The sequence below is a fragment of the Bifidobacterium thermacidophilum subsp. thermacidophilum DSM 15837 genome (genome assembly GCF_000426425.1).
GTDB classification, from domain to species: Bacteria; Actinomycetota; Actinomycetes; order Actinomycetales; family Bifidobacteriaceae; genus Bifidobacterium; species Bifidobacterium thermacidophilum.
In genome coordinates this window covers 454,774-471,116 of sequence record NZ_AUFI01000006.1, presented here as the reverse complement: position 1 = coordinate 471,116, position 16,343 = coordinate 454,774, and the positions used below count along the sequence as shown (strand labels likewise).

12 protein-coding genes and 1 pseudogene are annotated in these 16,343 nt (G+C 59.7%); 9 read left to right on the top strand and 4 right to left on the bottom strand.

What is annotated here, in order from left to right; translation table 11 throughout:
- The first annotated feature begins 507 nt into the window (after window positions 1–507).
- Window positions 508–1,128 (top strand): hypothetical protein, encoded by a 621-nt coding sequence (locus tag K315_RS0102355; RefSeq protein WP_029576015.1) that lies wholly within the window; start codon window positions 508–510, stop codon window positions 1,126–1,128.
- Between the two features lie 62 nt (window positions 1,129–1,190).
- On the opposite strand, the gene K315_RS0102350 is transcribed toward K315_RS0102355, so the two are convergent.
- Window positions 1,191–2,417 (bottom strand): hypothetical protein, encoded by a 1,227-nt coding sequence (locus K315_RS0102350; protein ID WP_152571387.1) that lies wholly within the window; start codon window positions 2,415–2,417, stop codon window positions 1,191–1,193.
- Window positions 2,418–2,941: 524 nt separating this feature from the next.
- Between K315_RS0102350 and K315_RS0102345 the strand changes: the two genes are divergently transcribed.
- Entirely contained in the window at window positions 2,942–3,490 is a 549-nt protein-coding gene (locus K315_RS0102345) for a hypothetical protein (protein ID WP_029576013.1), read from the top strand.
- Window positions 3,491–3,603: 113 nt separating this feature from the next.
- Here K315_RS0102345 and K315_RS0102340 read toward each other — a convergent pair whose 3' ends face one another.
- Complete coding sequence (locus K315_RS0102340) at window positions 3,604–4,200, bottom strand: hypothetical protein (protein ID WP_029576012.1); 597 nt, start codon at window positions 4,198–4,200, stop codon at window positions 3,604–3,606.
- A 305-nt stretch (window positions 4,201–4,505) separates the two neighbouring features.
- Here K315_RS0102340 and K315_RS09150 point away from each other — a divergent pair, with 305 nt between their 5' ends.
- The 4 genes and pseudogenes from K315_RS09150 to K315_RS09855 all read left to right on the top strand — a co-directional run bounded on the left by K315_RS09150 (window position 4,506) and on the right by K315_RS09855 (window position 8,452).
- Window positions 4,506–5,348: a hypothetical protein gene (locus tag K315_RS09150; protein ID WP_152571386.1), complete on the top strand. Its 843-nt coding sequence runs from the start codon at window positions 4,506–4,508 to the stop codon at window positions 5,346–5,348.
- A 670-nt stretch (window positions 5,349–6,018) separates the two neighbouring features.
- Window positions 6,019–7,434, top strand: a complete 1,416-nt coding sequence (locus tag K315_RS09860) for a glycoside hydrolase family 5 protein (protein ID WP_029576010.1) — start codon at window positions 6,019–6,021, stop codon at window positions 7,432–7,434.
- A gap of 18 nt (window positions 7,435–7,452) precedes the next feature.
- Window positions 7,453–7,629: pseudogene (locus K315_RS10120) on the top strand (cellulose binding domain-containing protein); the annotation flags it as partial.
- Window positions 7,630–7,930: 301 nt separating this feature from the next.
- Window positions 7,931–8,452: a hypothetical protein gene (locus K315_RS09855; RefSeq protein WP_029576009.1), complete on the top strand. Its 522-nt coding sequence runs from the start codon at window positions 7,931–7,933 to the stop codon at window positions 8,450–8,452.
- Between the two features lie 184 nt (window positions 8,453–8,636).
- Here K315_RS09855 and galE read toward each other — a convergent pair whose 3' ends face one another.
- Window positions 8,637–9,638: a UDP-glucose 4-epimerase GalE gene (galE, locus tag K315_RS0102310; RefSeq protein WP_015450724.1), complete on the bottom strand. Its 1,002-nt coding sequence runs from the start codon at window positions 9,636–9,638 to the stop codon at window positions 8,637–8,639.
- Window positions 9,639–10,029: 391 nt separating this feature from the next.
- Between galE and purF the strand changes: the two genes are divergently transcribed.
- The 3 genes from purF to purD all read left to right on the top strand — a co-directional run bounded on the left by purF (window position 10,030) and on the right by purD (window position 14,085).
- Entirely contained in the window at window positions 10,030–11,559 is a 1,530-nt protein-coding gene (gene purF, locus K315_RS0102305; RefSeq protein ID WP_029576008.1) for an amidophosphoribosyltransferase, read from the top strand.
- Between the two features lie 184 nt (window positions 11,560–11,743).
- Window positions 11,744–12,778, top strand: a complete 1,035-nt coding sequence (purM, locus tag K315_RS0102300) for a phosphoribosylformylglycinamidine cyclo-ligase (RefSeq protein WP_029576007.1) — start codon at window positions 11,744–11,746, stop codon at window positions 12,776–12,778.
- 32 nt (window positions 12,779–12,810) lie between these two features.
- Complete coding sequence (purD, locus tag K315_RS0102295) at window positions 12,811–14,085, top strand: phosphoribosylamine--glycine ligase (protein ID WP_029576006.1); 1,275 nt, start codon at window positions 12,811–12,813, stop codon at window positions 14,083–14,085.
- Between the two features lie 102 nt (window positions 14,086–14,187).
- On the opposite strand, the gene K315_RS0102290 is transcribed toward purD, so the two are convergent.
- On the bottom strand, window positions 14,188–16,314 hold the full coding sequence (locus K315_RS0102290; protein WP_044085762.1) for an LTA synthase family protein: 2,127 nt from the start codon (window positions 16,312–16,314) through the stop codon (window positions 14,188–14,190).
- Window positions 16,315–16,343: the final 29 nt, after the last annotated feature.

Genomic DNA, 16,343 nt, shown 5'->3' with positions numbered 1-16,343 from the left:
CAATCCCCCGCAGCGAATGAATCATCAGAAAGGCCGGTCGTTTCCCCATTGCGGGAGGCGTCCGGCCTTCTGACTATCCGGTGCGCGATAGATAGTCACCGCCCGTCCTAGTTGCCGCGCCCCATCCACCATTCGGCAAGAAACTACACGCAACCTTACCGACGCTCAGAGGACTCTCACCGTCGGTAACACCTTCTGCCGACACTGACAACCTCCCCAGCGTCGGCAGAAGCAGAACGACAACCCACCACCGACGCTGACAGACCACTCAGCGGCTGTAGAAATATCTGTGGTGTGGGACGGCGGCAACGCAACGGGGCGACTATAATGGTAACCGTTCGAACCAACGGCGGTTCGTCAGGCGACGGCCGCACCCCTCCGATGGCGTCAGGGAAGCGCATCGACGCAAGCAGACAGAGCATTCCCCACCGACGCATATGACGCATCGCACTATCGGCGAAAACGCCGGGACAACGCGAAGAAGCGAGCCCTGTGAAAGGAGCGGAGATGAACGGCACAGACGACTTACCTTGCGGTTCCACCGACATCGACGGCTCCACCATTGACTACGTCTCCATGATTTCGGTATACGATCCGATAGAACAGACCACCCCGCTGCGTCCGATAGGTCCGGTGGGCGCCCGTGTCGTCGAACGCATCGAGCAGGAGCCAGACGAACACACGCAGGCGCGATACCGCGTGAGTATCCGCACTCTTGCCGCGCTGATGACAATCATCCTGTCCATAGCCATTGGCATCCCCATATACCGCGCAGTGCAACCCAACCGTTGGCAGAACGCCGTAGCCGATGATGTCGTATCCACCATGGAGATTGTTGACGACATGCTACTGCAGAACCACGGCAACACCGGTTTCGTCAACGGAGACATCTCCTGCCCCGATCCGAATACCTGTTTTCTGACCGCCGATAGCGGTGTCATCACCAAAGACTCGCTCAACGCGGGGACGCGCATCCCTATGCATGCCGGCGATTCCATCACCATCAGGCACAACAGCCGCGACGGCGCGCCGGCATATGAATACATCGTGATTGGCGAAAACGTTCATCTGCCCGGCTCATGCATCTACTACTCCTCCACACGCGAGATGGTGCGCGACTGGCGGTGAGCCGAAGGAACCCAGCCGGGTCTGGCAGACAGACATGGCGATGGGCGTTGTACTGATGTACCTTATTCCTCGCTTTGCCCCACGGCAATCGCGTCATTCCAAGCCCCGGCGGCATTCGTCCCGCTCGCCGAAGAGTCCTGTTGCGGGGATTTCGCGTCCACGGTGCATGCCACATCGAATGCGTATCCGGTAGCCGCCAGGTAATGCGCTGTAGCGTGTCGATTCCCGTCACCACGATGAGCAGCAGACAAGAGGGTATCGCATTCCTGCAGCTGTTTGCCCGTCACCTTCAACACGACCGTCTTGCCGGTCGCGGTATTCGTTCCTATGAGTCTGTGGTCAGGATATGGAAGGGGGTGGGAATACGTGACGGACTCGAAAGGGACGATGGTTACCGTCGTGGGATTTGACAATTGCGGAATATCGTTGATGAGATCCTGCGCCACGCATGTACAGATTGTCATCAGCATGACTGACATTATTCCCAAGAATTCCTGCCACAAACCGCAAATTCCATGAAGCCTATCGAACACACAATCAACGATGCATACTATCAATGCGAGGGATACGAACAAGCACAGCGCACATTGCGCATAATAATGCACCAGCATCTTGTCAAACAGCGGCGCGATAAGAGCAAACAGTCCTAAGGCAACCCAGATGCAGGTCAGCACCGCAAACCAACGATATCTTCTCAATCGCATACTCAAGCGGCGGAGTTTTGCTCTCACCGTGATATATTGATCCGAATCCTGCATGGCATCGAATCGACCCGGCCCTACGCCCATGGTAAACGCAGGCCCGTCAGGCGTCATCACCGGAGCGCCGAGGGCGAACACCGATATATCTCCATGTTCATCGACTCCGCCAAAGGAATTCAGCATCAGCCGGGGATCGTGACCCGCATGCGGCTTGGTTTGCCGCTGAGAGCCGACAGGAGAGGAATCAAGATTGTTGCCCGTCACCGAATCCAGCGCAGTGTAAGCGGTATTCGTTTCAGGAATCGTCGCCGACAACTGCACCGGCGATTCTGCCTGATGCGGGACTGCAACCCCCGGCACCGGTGATTTCATGAATCGCTGGTCGAACTGCGACTCCAACGCAGCGGGCTGTACGGGGCGAACCGGCTGAGATACCGGTTGCGGCGAGAATACCGTCCCTGGCATCGCCGTTTGCTGCGCGGCATCGAACAAAACCTCAGTATCTTCCGCCCCATTCGCGGGAGCAGCACTTCCCCGACTATCGCCGCGACCATGAGACATCAAGTATTCTGGCGTTTCCTCTTGCATTGCTGACCCTCCCGCCCACATGCATGCTCTTGCACGTGGCAGCCGCTTCTCTCTTCTGTACAACCGGCATCGGTTGCGCAGAAATCAACATATCAGCGAATAGTGACGACACATGTTGCGCAAGAGTACAGCATTCCGTATCTCGATTATTCTGCGCCGTGAATAGGTGAAAATCATCAAGGTAGGGGCACAATAATCCAGCAAGACGAGGGATGCACGATTGCGGATCCCTCCAACTCATCGAACCGGTTCGACACGCCCGACACGCCGAATGATTTCAACCGTTTGACAACCCCTCTTCTCAGCGTTGTGTACACAGTCGCCCAATCCGCATATCCTTGGAATTACAGAGATTACGGGCGGCCCGCCTGGTTGAAGAGGGTAGGCCGCTCCGGCACCGGGCCTGGTCGGGAACCAGGAACGGCGCGGTTGGATTCATTTCATCATTCCCAGATATCGGTCCGTGCGAAAACAACAGCCGCGAACCACAATCACGAGAACATCACAACACAGGAGAGAACATCATGCATCAACCAGTCTCCTTCGAAATCCCGTCCATCGGATACACCATCGTCGACAACGGCACCAATCCGGACGCCAAGAAAGCCCAGCGTCAAGCCGCGGCACAGACCGCTCGACGCGTCGCCATAAGCACCATCGCGGCAATCGCAGTCATCGCCGTGGGGTATTTCGCCGCCGCCGGCATCGATGATCTCGTGCAGGAGCACCGGTGGAAAGCCGATGTCAAGACCGACATGGCATCCACCGTTGCAGCGATCGGCACACTGGACCAGCAGAACCATGGCAATATCGGATTCAAGGACGGCGATATCTCCTGCACCGATACCCGAGCCTGCTTCCTGAACGCGGATGCCGGCATCGTGACCACCGATCCGCTCGACTTCGGACAGAAGATCCCGCTGCACGCCGGAGATTCCATTACCATCCGGCATTTCACCAGTGACGGGCATGCCACGAACAACTATGTCGTCATCGGCGAAAGCGTCCATTTCCGCGGTTCATGCATCTACTCGTCGCAAACCGGCGAGACCAGTTGCAATCTGCAGAAGTGACACTGCGACGCCCGCGCCCCACGCCTCCCCGCGGCGGACACCGGCGGCATAAGTGACGCAGGGCCTGCGCAGACAGCACACTGAAAGCCCCGTACTGAAAGCCCCATGCCATGCTAAACGGGCTGTCGCACATCCGGAACGACAATCATCTCGTGGCATGCGACACACTGCTGCATCAATGGCCAGTGCGCATCCCGAGCCATAGGCGGAACCTCATTGACGGTCTGGCATAACGGACACTGCCATTGCACAGCACCGGTCACATAATGCTCGCGCGGGCTCGCGATTGCATACCGGATCGCGTTACGCCCGCGCTGGGCGCGCTTCTCGTCACGCAGCGACGCCCAATCCACGAAAATGGCGAAACCGATGGCAACCCAGATGGCTTTCAGCAATTCGTCCTGCGTACACATGCCATTGATGTACCCGACGGTGTACATCACCACCATCAGGATGTCGATCGAATACAGGATGGCCAGACAGGCGCGCTGGATTTTCATGTGGTTGATTGCGCGACGATCCTTGCGCAGTTTCCTGCGAAGACCGGGATTGTGATCGGGGTCGTCGGGCGCCCCGGCGGCCACCACGGTGCCGCCCGGCGGATTCGGGCCTCCCGGAGATGCCTGGACCGCCGTCAACGTTCGCGGGGCCTGCGACGCATGACCATTATCGCTTGGATACGGGGATGCCCCTTGTCTCCACTGGCTCATCTGCCGCCTCCATCCGGATCGTCTCGCTTTGCGCACGAATCGTGCGGACCATCAAATCACGACGACTGCCCCGTCGTCCTGACCGCATACGTCCAGCCGGCACGCGCCGGCACGCAAGTCGTTTCTCATCACCATGCTATCGCGTCGCCGTCAACGATTCGCAACGTGCGACACGTGCGGTTGTTAGCGATACCATCGCCGTACCTGTCGGACTTCCCGGTGCGGTATGATACGGGAAAGAGGAACAGAGAAGCTTTCATGCCGCCGAAGGCATGGAAACAGGAACGTACGAGGAAGGACGCGGCATGGCCGACGATATCGTCATCGACTTCGATATAGCTCAGATCAACGGCATGGCCGCACGCAATTGTATCAGGGACTATATCGCGGCCAATGATTGGCAGTTCAACGGGGATGATGAGGAATCGCTCCAAGGCAATATGGACAGCGCGTCGCGCGCGATGGTCAATCTTGCGCTCGACAATCATTACCGCAGTTTCGGGGAGATGAAGGATGACGAGTTCGTCGGCATTCTCAAGCAGTACGCCCATCCCGTCATCCACGACGAAGATGACGACGATACGCCGCTCCCGTTACCCGGGACGCCCACGGTCGAAGAGCGACAGACAGCCCCACGAGCGACCGCACCCGCGCCGACCGGCACGCCGGAACACGCACAAGCTCCTGCCATGACATTCCCCACCACACACGAGGGCACACCAGAAATGACATCGTTGCAACCAAGCCGTGCACGGCATCGTGCAACACCATCCGCCTCTTCACCGGAACCCACCCGTGTTGCGGGCAGCAGCGCCCATGCCCCCGCAACACATGCCGCACCCGCAGCGCATGCCGTCGACGCGCCCGGGCAACTCACCGGATCCTTCCCCAAGGCCGCGCTCAATGCCGGTCCGGTCAGCCGGGGCATCGTAGACCGATACATCTACAGCATCCAATGGTCCTCCGAGCATCACACCTATGTGGGTACGGTGCTTGAACTGCCGGGACTGAGCTGGGTCGCCTCGACGCCGCTGCAAGCCCTGCAAGGCATCATCGACGCTTCGGAACGCTGGGTGAACAACATGTACAAGCGCGGGGAACAGCCTCCGACACCGTATGGCGAGCGCGTATACAACGCCACGTCCTGACCACTTGTCTTGTTGACGGCTGCTCCTGTTGGGCGACAGCCCCGCCGACCAACAGGAGCAGCCGTCCAGCCAACCGATGTTCCGCCCCAGCGAGGAGACAACGGCGTATTCAGCCCGATTCCGTGACCGCCCGGTATCAAGTAGGGAGCACGCTTTGCGCAAGACGTGTCAACCGGCCATGCTTATGACAGAAAAGAAGACTTAACCGATTCATCCAGTCTTATCCCTCACCGACGAAGGAAGCATATGGACACCAACTACCGATCAGCAACCCGCGGACCAGCACGGCACCACCACACCGGCGGCAGACGGAAGCAACGAAGCCTCCCCGTTCCCACGCACCGCCGACATTCACGATGATGCACAAACCATCGATTTCACAGTCAGCCAGACACAACAGTTTCCGCCTGCCAACGAGATTATTCTGCCGGCAGGCGACGCGCAGGACAATCATCCCGCTTCCGACACGAATACCGACGCCGACCGGCAAGGCGAAAACCGGTCGGATCAATCGCAAGCCGGCAAGCATTCGGATACCGATACCGCCAACGGCACACCCCAAGACTCGCCTGCACAGCATGGGAAACCGGGCTCAAAGCACGGAGGGAAAACCGACAAATCCCACGCCACGAAGCTCACACGCCGCCTGATCGCAGCCGTTGCAGCCATCGTGATCTTCCTCGCAGGCGCAGGAACGGCCATCGCTATCACCACATACCGGCAACGTCACGCCGCACAGCAATCGACCGGCGCCACAAGTAAGAACAGCGCATCGGCGACGCCGACAGCGACAAGCTCCACGAGCACCGTGAAACCGGCGGACTACCTCAAAGCAATGCAATCGTTCACCGCGGACGCCAGTGCCGACAAGCTCGACTACCAAATCAATGAATCGACCACCGACCTTACCGCAGCCGACACGCCATACGGCAAGCACGGCAAGCTCTCCGTAGGCAAGACGGACGGACTGTCCGCCCCCACGGTAATCGACGCGCACGGCATGCCGTTCCCACTGCGGGGCGCCAGCACCCACGGCATCCAATGGTTCAGCCAGTACGTGAACAAGGACACCTTCCAGTCGCTGCGCGACGAATGGGGCATCAACATGGTCCGGCTCGCGGCATACACGCGGGAAGGCGGGTATTTGCAAGGCTCGCAGGCCCAGATGGACAAGACAATCGAGCAGGGCGTCCAGGCAGCGACCGATCTTGGCATGTACGTCATCATCGACTGGCATGTACTGAACTACAACCCCAACGGCGACGCGGCCCAAGCCGAATCGTTCTTCAAGAGCTACGCGGCGAAATACAAGTCCTATGGCAACGTAATCTTCGAAGTATGCAACGAGCCCACCGGCACGCCGTGGTACGACGGCTCAGGCAATGACATCTACAGCTACTGCACGCGCATGGCCAAAGCCATCCGGGACGCCGGCAGCGATACGATCATCCTGTGCGGGACCAATACGTGGTCACAGGATATCGACGCGGTCGCAGGCAAGCCGCTCTCCGCGGACGGGTTCGACAACATCATGTATGTGCTGCATTTCCATGCCGCCACGCACGAAGACGATCTGCGGGCGAAGCTTCAGACCGCGCTCAATGCGGGCACGCCGGTCTTCGTCAGCGAATTTGGGCTCTGCGACGCTTCAGGCAACGGCGGAATCGACCAGGACAGCGCCAACGCATGGATGACCCTGCTCGCCCACAACAACATCAGCTATGCGGCATGGGCGCTGTCAAACAAGGCAGAGACCGCCGCCTTCTTCAAGCCATCCGTCACCGCGACTTCTAAGTGGACCGGGGATGACCTGACGCCGAGCGCAATCTGGCTGGTCAACACCAGCCGCAAACTCGCCGATTTTGCCGACCATGTGGCATCGGGAACATCCTCCGGCTCGTCGAAGGCCTCCTCGGGTGCCGGGGCTGGCAACGGGAAGAAGTCATCCGCTTCCGCTTCATCATCCCCGTCCGCGACGTCAGGGGGTCTCAAAGCCACAGCGGCGATACGCAACCAGTGGAATTCCGGGGCGACGTACGCCATCACCGTGAGCAATGCGTCCGGCAGCAAGCATGAGGGCGCGTAGCAAGTCGCCTTCGACCTCGACGCGGAGATCGCCGATATCTGGGGCGGCAGCATCGTCAGCCATGACGGCAAGCATTACGTGGTCGCGCCCATGGATTGGAATACGGCGATCGAAGCGGGCGCCAGCGCGGAAATCGGGTTCAACGCCTCCAGCACCGGGCAAGCCTCGCAACCGCAGCATCTCAGCGTGCAGTGACGGCCATCGGGCCGCTGCACTGCAACGGTGCTGGGACGGGTACGGGAATACGGTGCATACATCGGCGGGGCTGCCGCAAGGAGATGACTCATCTGCGGCTTTCCGCGATGTCCTTGGATTCCGACTGAGCAATCTTCAATACGCACATCCGCTCGACGGCACCTCGCAATAGTATGGAAACGGCATTCGTGGAAATCGAATCCACCGAATGGGTCGTGGCTCAGCGCAAGGACGAGGTGCAAGGGTGCGGATCACATTCGTGCCCCGACCGCGGCCACAACAGACAAGTCAAGGAGCACTCATGACCGATTACCAGCCACAGCCGACGCAACCGGTACAGCCGACGCAACCGGCGCAACCTCAAGCACCGCAATACCCCAATGCCCAACAACAGTCGGACGCCCTGCAGTACACCCAGCAGTATGCACCGCAGTACACCGCGCAGGCTGACGCCCCACAGTACAACGCCCCGCAATACGACCAACAGTACAACGCGCCACAGTACCCCAACGGCACGCCGTACCCGCCGGCACCGCAATACCCCACGCAAGCCCAGGCTCCGATGCCCGCCGCCGGCCAGCCGTACGGCATGACCAGCCTCGGCGGATGGATCGGCACGGTTATCCTGTCCGCGATCCCCTTGGTCGGTTTCATTCTGCTGATTTGCTGGGCGGCCGGTATGGGCGGCGCAGAGCATCAGGACCGTCGCAACTGGGCGCTCGCACAAATCATCGTCCAGGTCGTGGCGATTGTCCTCGTCATCATCATCTCCGCGGCGTCGGGCTTCTCGTTGATGGAAATGTTTGATCAGTCTCAGTACTGATCCGGCCAAGTCAACCTGATTGAGGAAGCTCGCGAATCACGGACACTAACGCAGGAGGGGCGGCACACTGAATCGTGTGGCGCCCCTCATGCGTATCAATCAGGTGGCCGGGCGGCTTGCGTTTAAGACGCGCGGCGTGTCAAGACCGGCTTAAGCGTTTGCCGGTTGCATGCCGGCCTCCGCATTACTTACGGTCGCCATAGCCTTCCGGATGGCTCGAATGCCAAGCCCATGCGGAGGCGATGATCTTGTCGATGTTATCGAACTGCGGCTTCCAGCCGAGCACGTTGCGGGCCTTGTCGGAGGCAGCGATCAGCGTATCCGGGTCGCCTGGGCGACGCGGGGCCATCTCAGCGGGGATCTCCTTGCCGGTCACCCGGCGGGCGGCCTCAAGAATCTGCAGGTTCGAGAAGCCGGTGGACGAACCGAGGTTGAACGCCGTGGATTCGTTGCCTTCACGCAGGTACTTGACCGCGAGGATGTGCGCGTCCGCAAGATCGTACGGATGCACGTAATCACGCACGTTGGTACCGTCAGGCGTGTTGTAATCATTGCCGAAGATCTTGAGCACGTCACGCTTGCCCTGAGCCACCTGCAGCACGATCGGCAGCAGATGCGTCTCCGGGTTGTGGTCCTCGCCGATCGAGCCGTCCGGCTTGGCGCCGGCGACGTTGAAGTAACGCAGCGCGACGAACTTGATGCCATAGGCGAGGTCGGACCAGTGCATGATCTTCTCCATCATGAGCTTGCTCTCGCCATACGGGTTGATCGGCTTCTGCGGGTCGGTCTCGCGGATCGGCATCTTCTCAGGAATGCCATAGGTGGCTGCGGTCGAGGAGAAGACGATGTTCTTCACACCCACTTCGTTCATCACCTCAAGCAGCTTGACCATGCCTGCGGTGTTGTTGTCGAAATACTTGAGCGGCTTCTTCATTGACTCCGCGACCAGAGAGTACGCGGCAAAATGGATGACCGCGTCGACATCCGGATTTTCCTTGAACACGGTACGCATGAAATCCTGATCGGCGATGTCGCCCTGATAGAACTTCGCCGCCGGATTGACGGCTGCACGATGGCCAGTGACCAAGCTGTCAACGACCACGACCTTCTCATCCGTGGTGTTGACCAGACGGTCGACCATATGAGAGCCGATATAGCCGGCTCCGCCGAGGACCAATACTGCCATAGTTGCTCCTTGTACATATTGTTCGCAACCCGCGTATGCGGGCAACCACAGACCAGTGTACGCCGCAAGCCCTACTCCGGGGCGGCGCACACGGCCGATGTTGTAATCCGGGCGGTATCGCACACGGGCGATGTCAACATCCCGGCGCTGTGCGACACGCGAGTCGCACAGCGGGCCGATAGGTAGCGGCGACGGCGGTGTCATGGGCACATCCCCGCCACCGTGCGACTGTTCCGTCGCATGGCAGGCAGATACCAGCCATCTCCCGCAGCGAGCCGCCTCAACCCCGCCGCTGAATACGCGACGAACCTGACGCCGCGATGTAGCCGGCGGTTGATATGTTGGTTACTAGCGAATCCCCCGTTTCCACGGTTTTGGAAGGAGCTTTGGCTTGTCAGCTGAACTCGAAGACATCCACGAAGAGTGCGGTATTTTCGGTGTCTGGGGCCACCCGGATGCCGCCCGTCTCACCTATTTTGGTCTGCACGCGTTGCAGCACCGCGGCCAAGAAGGCGCCGGCATCGTCTCGAACGATAACGGTCATCTCATCGGGCATCGCGGGCTCGGCCTGCTCACCCAGGTGTTCTCCGACGAGCACGAAATCGAACGGCTCAAAGGAGACAAGGCCATCGGCCACGTGCGTTACGCGACATCCGGCTCCGGATCGGTGGACAACATCCAGCCGTTCCTGTTCCGCTTCCATGATGGCGACGTCGCACTCGGCCACAACGGCAACCTCACCAATTGCGTGAGCCTGCGCCGCAAACTGGAGGACGAAGGGGCAATCTTCCACTCCAATTCCGACACTGAGGTGCTGATGCACCTCATCCGCCGTTCGACCGCCCCCACGTTCATGGACAAGCTCAAGGAAGCGCTCAACAAGGTGCACGGCGGTTTCGCCTACCTGCTCATGACCGAGCACGCGATGATCGGCGCGCTCGACCCGAACGGCTTCCGCCCGTTGTCGCTAGGACGCATGAAGAACGGCGCGTATGTGCTGGCGTCCGAAACCTGCGCGCTGGATATTGTCGGCGCGGAGTTCGTGCGCGACATCGGCCCCGGCGAAATCATCGTTGTGGACGATGATGGCTATCACATGGACCGCTACACGACCAACACGCAGCTGGCCATCTGCTCCATGGAGTACATCTACTTCGCGCGCCCGGATTCCAACATTTACGGCGTCAATGTACATTCTGCCCGCAAGCGTATGGGCGCGATTCTCGCCAAGGAATCCCCCGCCCCCGCCGACATGGTCATCGCCGTGCCGAACTCCTCGCTGTCCGCGGCGTCCGGTTTCTCCGAGACCAGCGGCCTGCCCAACGAGATGGGCCTGATCAAGAACCAATACGTGGCGCGAACCTTCATTCAGCCTACGCAGGAACTGCGTGAACAGGGCGTTCGCATGAAGCTGTCCGCCGTACGCGGCGTCGTCAAAGGCAAGAGCGTGGCGGTGATCGACGATTCCATCGTCCGCGGCACCACGTCGCGTCGCATCGTGCAGCTGCTGCGCGAAGCCGGTGCCCGCGAAGTGCATATGCGCATCTCCTCACCGCCGCTGAAATACCCGTGCTTCTACGGCATCGATATCAAGACGACCAAGGAGCTGATTGCCGCGAAGAAATCCGTCGAGGAAATCCGCGAGTATATCGGCGCGGATTCGCTGGCGTTCCTGTCATTGGACGGTCTGGTCAAGGCCATCGGCCTGCATGCGGACGCCCCGTACGGCGGATTGTGCGTCGCCTACTTCAACGGTGACTATCCGACCGCGCTTGACGATTACGAGGAGTCGTTCCTCAAGTCACTGACCCCAGAGGACCGTGTGAGAATCGCCAAGTTCGCGCACGACAAGAGTCACTATCAGGGCAACGAGTTCAGCGCGGATATCGACACGCTCCAAGCGCAAGTGGCGAATGCCTGACATGATGCCGCTGCAATCTTTCGCAGATGCAGCGGCATACTCATGCCCGCTCCGACTGCACCACCCGCCCACACGTGGCGTGCAGTCCCAACCCAACAAAGCCTATAAAACCCATAAAGTCAATAAAGCCAATACCTCACAAAACAATCGATACGAATACAAGCAAATCCAAGAAAGGTAAGTCATGCCAGAAGCGTATGAGAAGGCAGGAGTCAGTGTCGAAGCCGGCTACGAGGTAGTCAAGCGCATCAAATCGCACGTGGCCCGCACGAACCGTCCCGGCGTGGTCGGCGGCATCGGCGGCTTCGGCGGCCTGTTTGATCTCGCCTCCCTCGGCTACCGCGAACCGGTGCTGATTTCCGGCACCGACGGCGTGGGCACCAAGCTCATGGTCGCCAAGATGGCAAACAAGCACGATAAGATCGGCATCGACTGCGTGGCCATGTGCGTCAACGACATTGCAGCCCAAGGCGCCGAACCGCTGTTCTTCCTCGACTACATCGCGTGCGGCAAGAACGATCCGGCGCTGCTCGAACAGGTCGTCTCCGGCGTGGCTGACGGCTGCGTGCAGTCCGAATGCGCCCTTATCGGCGGCGAAACCGCCGAAATGCCCGGCATGTATGACCCGGACGAGTATGATCTTGCCGGTTTCGCCGTCGGTGTCGCAGAAAAGTCCGATATCGTCGACGGGTCGACCATCACCGAAGGCGACACGCTGATTGGTTTGCCGTCCACCGGCGTGCACTCGAACGGGTTCTCGCTCGTGCGCAAGGCACTGTTCGAGCAGGCCGACTACACGGTGGACACCAAGCTTGACGAGCTGGGCGGCAAAACCGTGGGCGAAGTGCTGCTCACCCCGACCAAGATCTACGTCAAGGCGCTCAAACCGCTGTTCGCCGAGCATCTCATCAAGGGCGTCGCCCACATCACCGGCGGCGGGTTCATCGAGAACATCCCGCGCATGATCCCCGACGGCCTCGCGGCGAGCATCAATCTGGATTCCTTCCCCGTCCCGCCGATTTTCGGCGTCATCGAACGTGCGGGCGACGTGGATCATATGGAGATGTTCAACATCTTCAACATGGGCATCGGCATGGTGCTCGCCGTGGACTCCTCCAAGGCGCAGGCCACGCTCGACCTGCTCAAGGCCAACGGCGAGACGGCGTATGAGATCGGCTCCATCGTCGCCAAGACCGGCAACGACGTCGAACTTCACTGAAAACCAGCGTCAGAACGAAAGGAACGCGCAAGATGGGAATGAAGGTTCTGGTCATCGGTTCAGGCGCACGCGAACATGCAATCGCGCACGCGCTGCTGAGCGGGAACAGCGTGAGCGAAGTGACCGTCGCCCCGGGAAATCCGGGCATGCGGCTCGACGGCATCAACACCACGCAGCTTGACCCGTCCAATCACGCCGCCCTCATCGACTTCGTCAAGGACAATCAGGTCGATTGGGTGTTCATCGGCCCTGAAGTGCCGCTGATCCAAGGCATTGTCGACGATTTCGAGGCGAACGGTATCAAGGCGTTCGGTCCAAACAAGGCGGCCGCCCAAATCGAAGGATCCAAGGATTTCGCCAAGCAGCTCATGGAGCGTCACGGCATCCCGACCGCGAAATACCGCACCTTTGACGAGCTCGCCACAGCCGAAGCGTATGTGCGCGACCACGGCGCCCCAATCGTGGTCAAGGCCGACGGGCTCGCCGCAGGCAAGGGCGTGACGGTCGCCATGGATCTGGACACCGCTCTCAAGGCTCTCGAGGATATTTTCGTCGACCACCGCTTCGGTGCCGCCGGCGCGAAGGCCGTTATCGAGGATTACCTCGAAGGCCAAGAATTCTCGCTGATGAGCTTCGTGAACGGCACCGAGTTCTGGCCAATGCCGATTTCGCAGGACCACAAGCGCGCCTTCGACGGCGACAAAGGGCCAAACACGGGCGGCATGGGCGCGTACAGCCCGGTGCCGCAAATCAGCCAGGACGTGGTCGACACGGCGATCGAGACGATTGTTCGCCCGACCGTGCAGGCGATGGCCGATGAGGGTACGCCGTTCACCGGTATTCTGTACGCCGGCCTGATTGCTACCGAGGACGGCCCGAAAGTCATCGAGTTCAACGCCCGCTTCGGCGACCCGGAGACGGAAGTCGTGCTCCCCCGCCTGACCTCCGACTTCGGCGAAGGCATCAACGCGATCCTCAACAACAAGACCCCGACCTTCATGTGGGAGGATGACAACAAGACGACGCTCGGCGTGGTGCTCGCCTCAAACGGTTACCCAACCAACGTGGTCAAGGGTGCCGCGATTCCGGAGATTCCGGTCGACGAATCCAGCCACGTGTATTACGCGGGCGTCACCACGGACGCCGACGGCAAGCTAGTCGCCAATTCCGGGCGCGTGCTGCTGCTGGAGACCACCGCAGACGACATCCGCTCCGCGCAGGACAAGATCTACGGTGTGCTCGACAAGCTCGACACGACCGGCATGTTCTACCGCCACGATATCGGAGCCAAGGCCCTGAACGCCTGAACAGCTGAACGCACAACCTGTCACGCGGACCATGGCAAAGGCCCTCGCACCGGAATGTTCCGGTGCGAGGGCCTTCATCGTAGTCTATGGATTACCTGCTGATCATCCAAGGGTCATGAAACCGAGAGACTTGAGATATCCCTTGCCGACGGTGATATCGTACTGGATCAGCTTGTAGTCCTCCATGAGCTGCTTGGTCTCGCTGTCGAAATCAGCCTCAGCCATCGGATTGCCGTTCGAATCCAAGTAGATATCCTGGCCTTCGGGGATACGGTCCCAGCCTTGGATCTTGTTGGCCACCGGCGGTTCCATCGCCGCGATCTTCTCATGCATGAGCGTCAGGAACGCTATATACGGCGACACCTTCGCATCCATGTGTTCCGCGGTCTGCGCAATGAAGAAGTTCGGCGAGGAATACTCGCTGTTGCTCACCTTGGTTCCTTGCGTGCCCGAGGCCTTGTTCGACCAGATGAAATAGTCGGTCTCGTGCAACGCGATGGAATTGTCGGAATCCTTGCTGGCCGTCTTGTAGATGCCGGGCAGATGGTCGCCGTAGAAGACCACGGTGACCGGCTTGTCCAGCTCGTTCAGCTTATCGAGGAACTCCTTGGTCGCCTTGTCGGTCAGGCTCACGCCCTTGGCGTAGGTTTCGATGGATTCGGTTTCCGTCTTGCCGAGTTCGGTATCGGAATCCGTGGAAGTCACCTTGTACTGGTTGTTGTCATACCAGTTTTTATACGGCATATGGTTCTGCATGGTGATGATCTGCACGAACTGGTTGCTGTCCGTGCCGGAAATCGCCTCATACGCGCTCTTGTAGGTCGATTCGTCGCTTACATACGGCGACTTGCCGATCTTGCTCTGATATTTGATGATGTCGGAGCCTTGGAGCGCGTAGAAATGCGAGAATCCGAACTTTTTGTAGTTCGTTGCGCGCGAATACATGGACGGCTCATACGGGTGGAAGGCGATGGAATTCGCCGCCGATCCCCACAGCTGGTTGATGGTCGGCGTCCACGTTTCACTCGGCACGAGCTGCTGGTAGGGGCTGGTCAGCGAGGAACTGAAGTTCGCCGTGCTCAGGCCGGTAAGCCCCATGTATTCAAGGTTCGCGGTACCGCCGCCGTAGCCGCTGGACAGCATGAGCCCGCTCGTGGTGTTCTGTTTGATCGAGCGGATATTCGGCATGGTGTCCTCGTTGAGCTTGATGCCGGGGACGCGTGAGGGGTCGGAGAAGGATTCCGACAGGATGTACACGACGGTGCTGTCGGTGAGATTGTTGGAACGGCTCGCGTTGATGGTTTTCGCCTCGGCGGCGTACCGTGCCGCGACCTTCTTCATGGTCGCTTCGCTGTAGTTCTTGGGCTCCTCCATGACATCGGGGTTCATCTGTCGCAGGAAGGAGGTCACGACGCCGTTGCGCTGAGCATCATAGACCGAATCCCACATGGAGGGGGTGTCACCGAGCCACGAGGAGAAGTTCCGCGCCCACGAGCCCACGGTACCGGCCTGAGCGGTATACATCCCCAGGAACATCACCGGAAGCACAATCAGCAGGATGCGCGTGACCGCCCCGAGAGAGGCTTTTCGCGCCGAGTCGCCGGACCGAATCATGCTGCCGTGACGCCCGTCAATATGATTCAGGAACACGAACAGCGCGATGAACGCGACAATGCCGATGATGACACCGACAATCAGGCCGGTCGATCCGGTTGGAATGAAGCTGACGATATCGCCGGTGTTGGATTGCAGGAAGTTCAGATCGGACGGCAGAATCGCTTCATAGCGTGATTCGACCTTGAAATGGTCTGCCACGGCGATCACCGAGGCGAGTGCGAGCACAATCGGTGACGCCACCCACAGCCGGTTGGTGAGCATGAGCAACACCAGATAGAACAGGCCGACCAATATGAGATTGAGCACGAACACGAAATTCAGCTGGGTGAACATCTTGCCGACGATGCTCCACGCGCCCAGCAGCGGGCTCGACAATTGCACGCGCGTGCTGCTTTCCGTGACGCCCGTCTGCATGATGAGCACCGCGGCCATATCGACCACGATGAACACTACGGCGTACAGCCAGTTGGCGAATGGCTTGCGCGGCTTGCCGTTCTTGTCCCGCGGGTCGCCATTGAGCAGGTCGTCATGGCTGGTGGTCGCGATTTTGAGTTCTTCGATTGGCGAAGCGTCCGACGTCACGGCGGTGGTGTCCGCGTCACTACCCGTCATGCCGGTCGTGTCGTGTTGTGTTGTGCTTG

What these genes read in the sequence shown, in the direction of transcription:
- K315_RS09150 (WP_152571386.1), top strand. Translation starts at nt 4,506, where the DNA reads ATGGCCGACGATATCGTCATCGACTTCGATATAGCTCAGATCAACGGC.
- galE (WP_015450724.1), bottom strand. Translation starts at nt 9,638, where the DNA reads ATGGCAGTATTGGTCCTCGGCGGAGCCGGCTATATCGGCTCTCATATG.
- purM (WP_029576007.1), top strand. Translation starts at nt 11,744, where the DNA reads ATGCCAGAAGCGTATGAGAAGGCAGGAGTCAGTGTCGAAGCCGGCTAC.
- K315_RS0102350 (WP_152571387.1), bottom strand. Translation starts at nt 2,417, where the DNA reads ATGCAAGAGGAAACGCCAGAATACTTGATGTCTCATGGTCGCGGCGAT.
- K315_RS0102340 (WP_029576012.1), bottom strand. Translation starts at nt 4,200, where the DNA reads ATGAGCCAGTGGAGACAAGGGGCATCCCCGTATCCAAGCGATAATGGT.
- K315_RS09855 (WP_029576009.1), top strand. Translation starts at nt 7,931, where the DNA reads ATGACCGATTACCAGCCACAGCCGACGCAACCGGTACAGCCGACGCAA.
- K315_RS0102290 (WP_044085762.1), bottom strand. Translation starts at nt 16,314, where the DNA reads ATGACGGGTAGTGACGCGGACACCACCGCCGTGACGTCGGACGCTTCG.
- purD (WP_029576006.1), top strand. Translation starts at nt 12,811, where the DNA reads ATGGGAATGAAGGTTCTGGTCATCGGTTCAGGCGCACGCGAACATGCA.
- K315_RS0102345 (WP_029576013.1), top strand. Translation starts at nt 2,942, where the DNA reads ATGCATCAACCAGTCTCCTTCGAAATCCCGTCCATCGGATACACCATC.
- K315_RS0102355 (WP_029576015.1), top strand. Translation starts at nt 508, where the DNA reads ATGAACGGCACAGACGACTTACCTTGCGGTTCCACCGACATCGACGGC.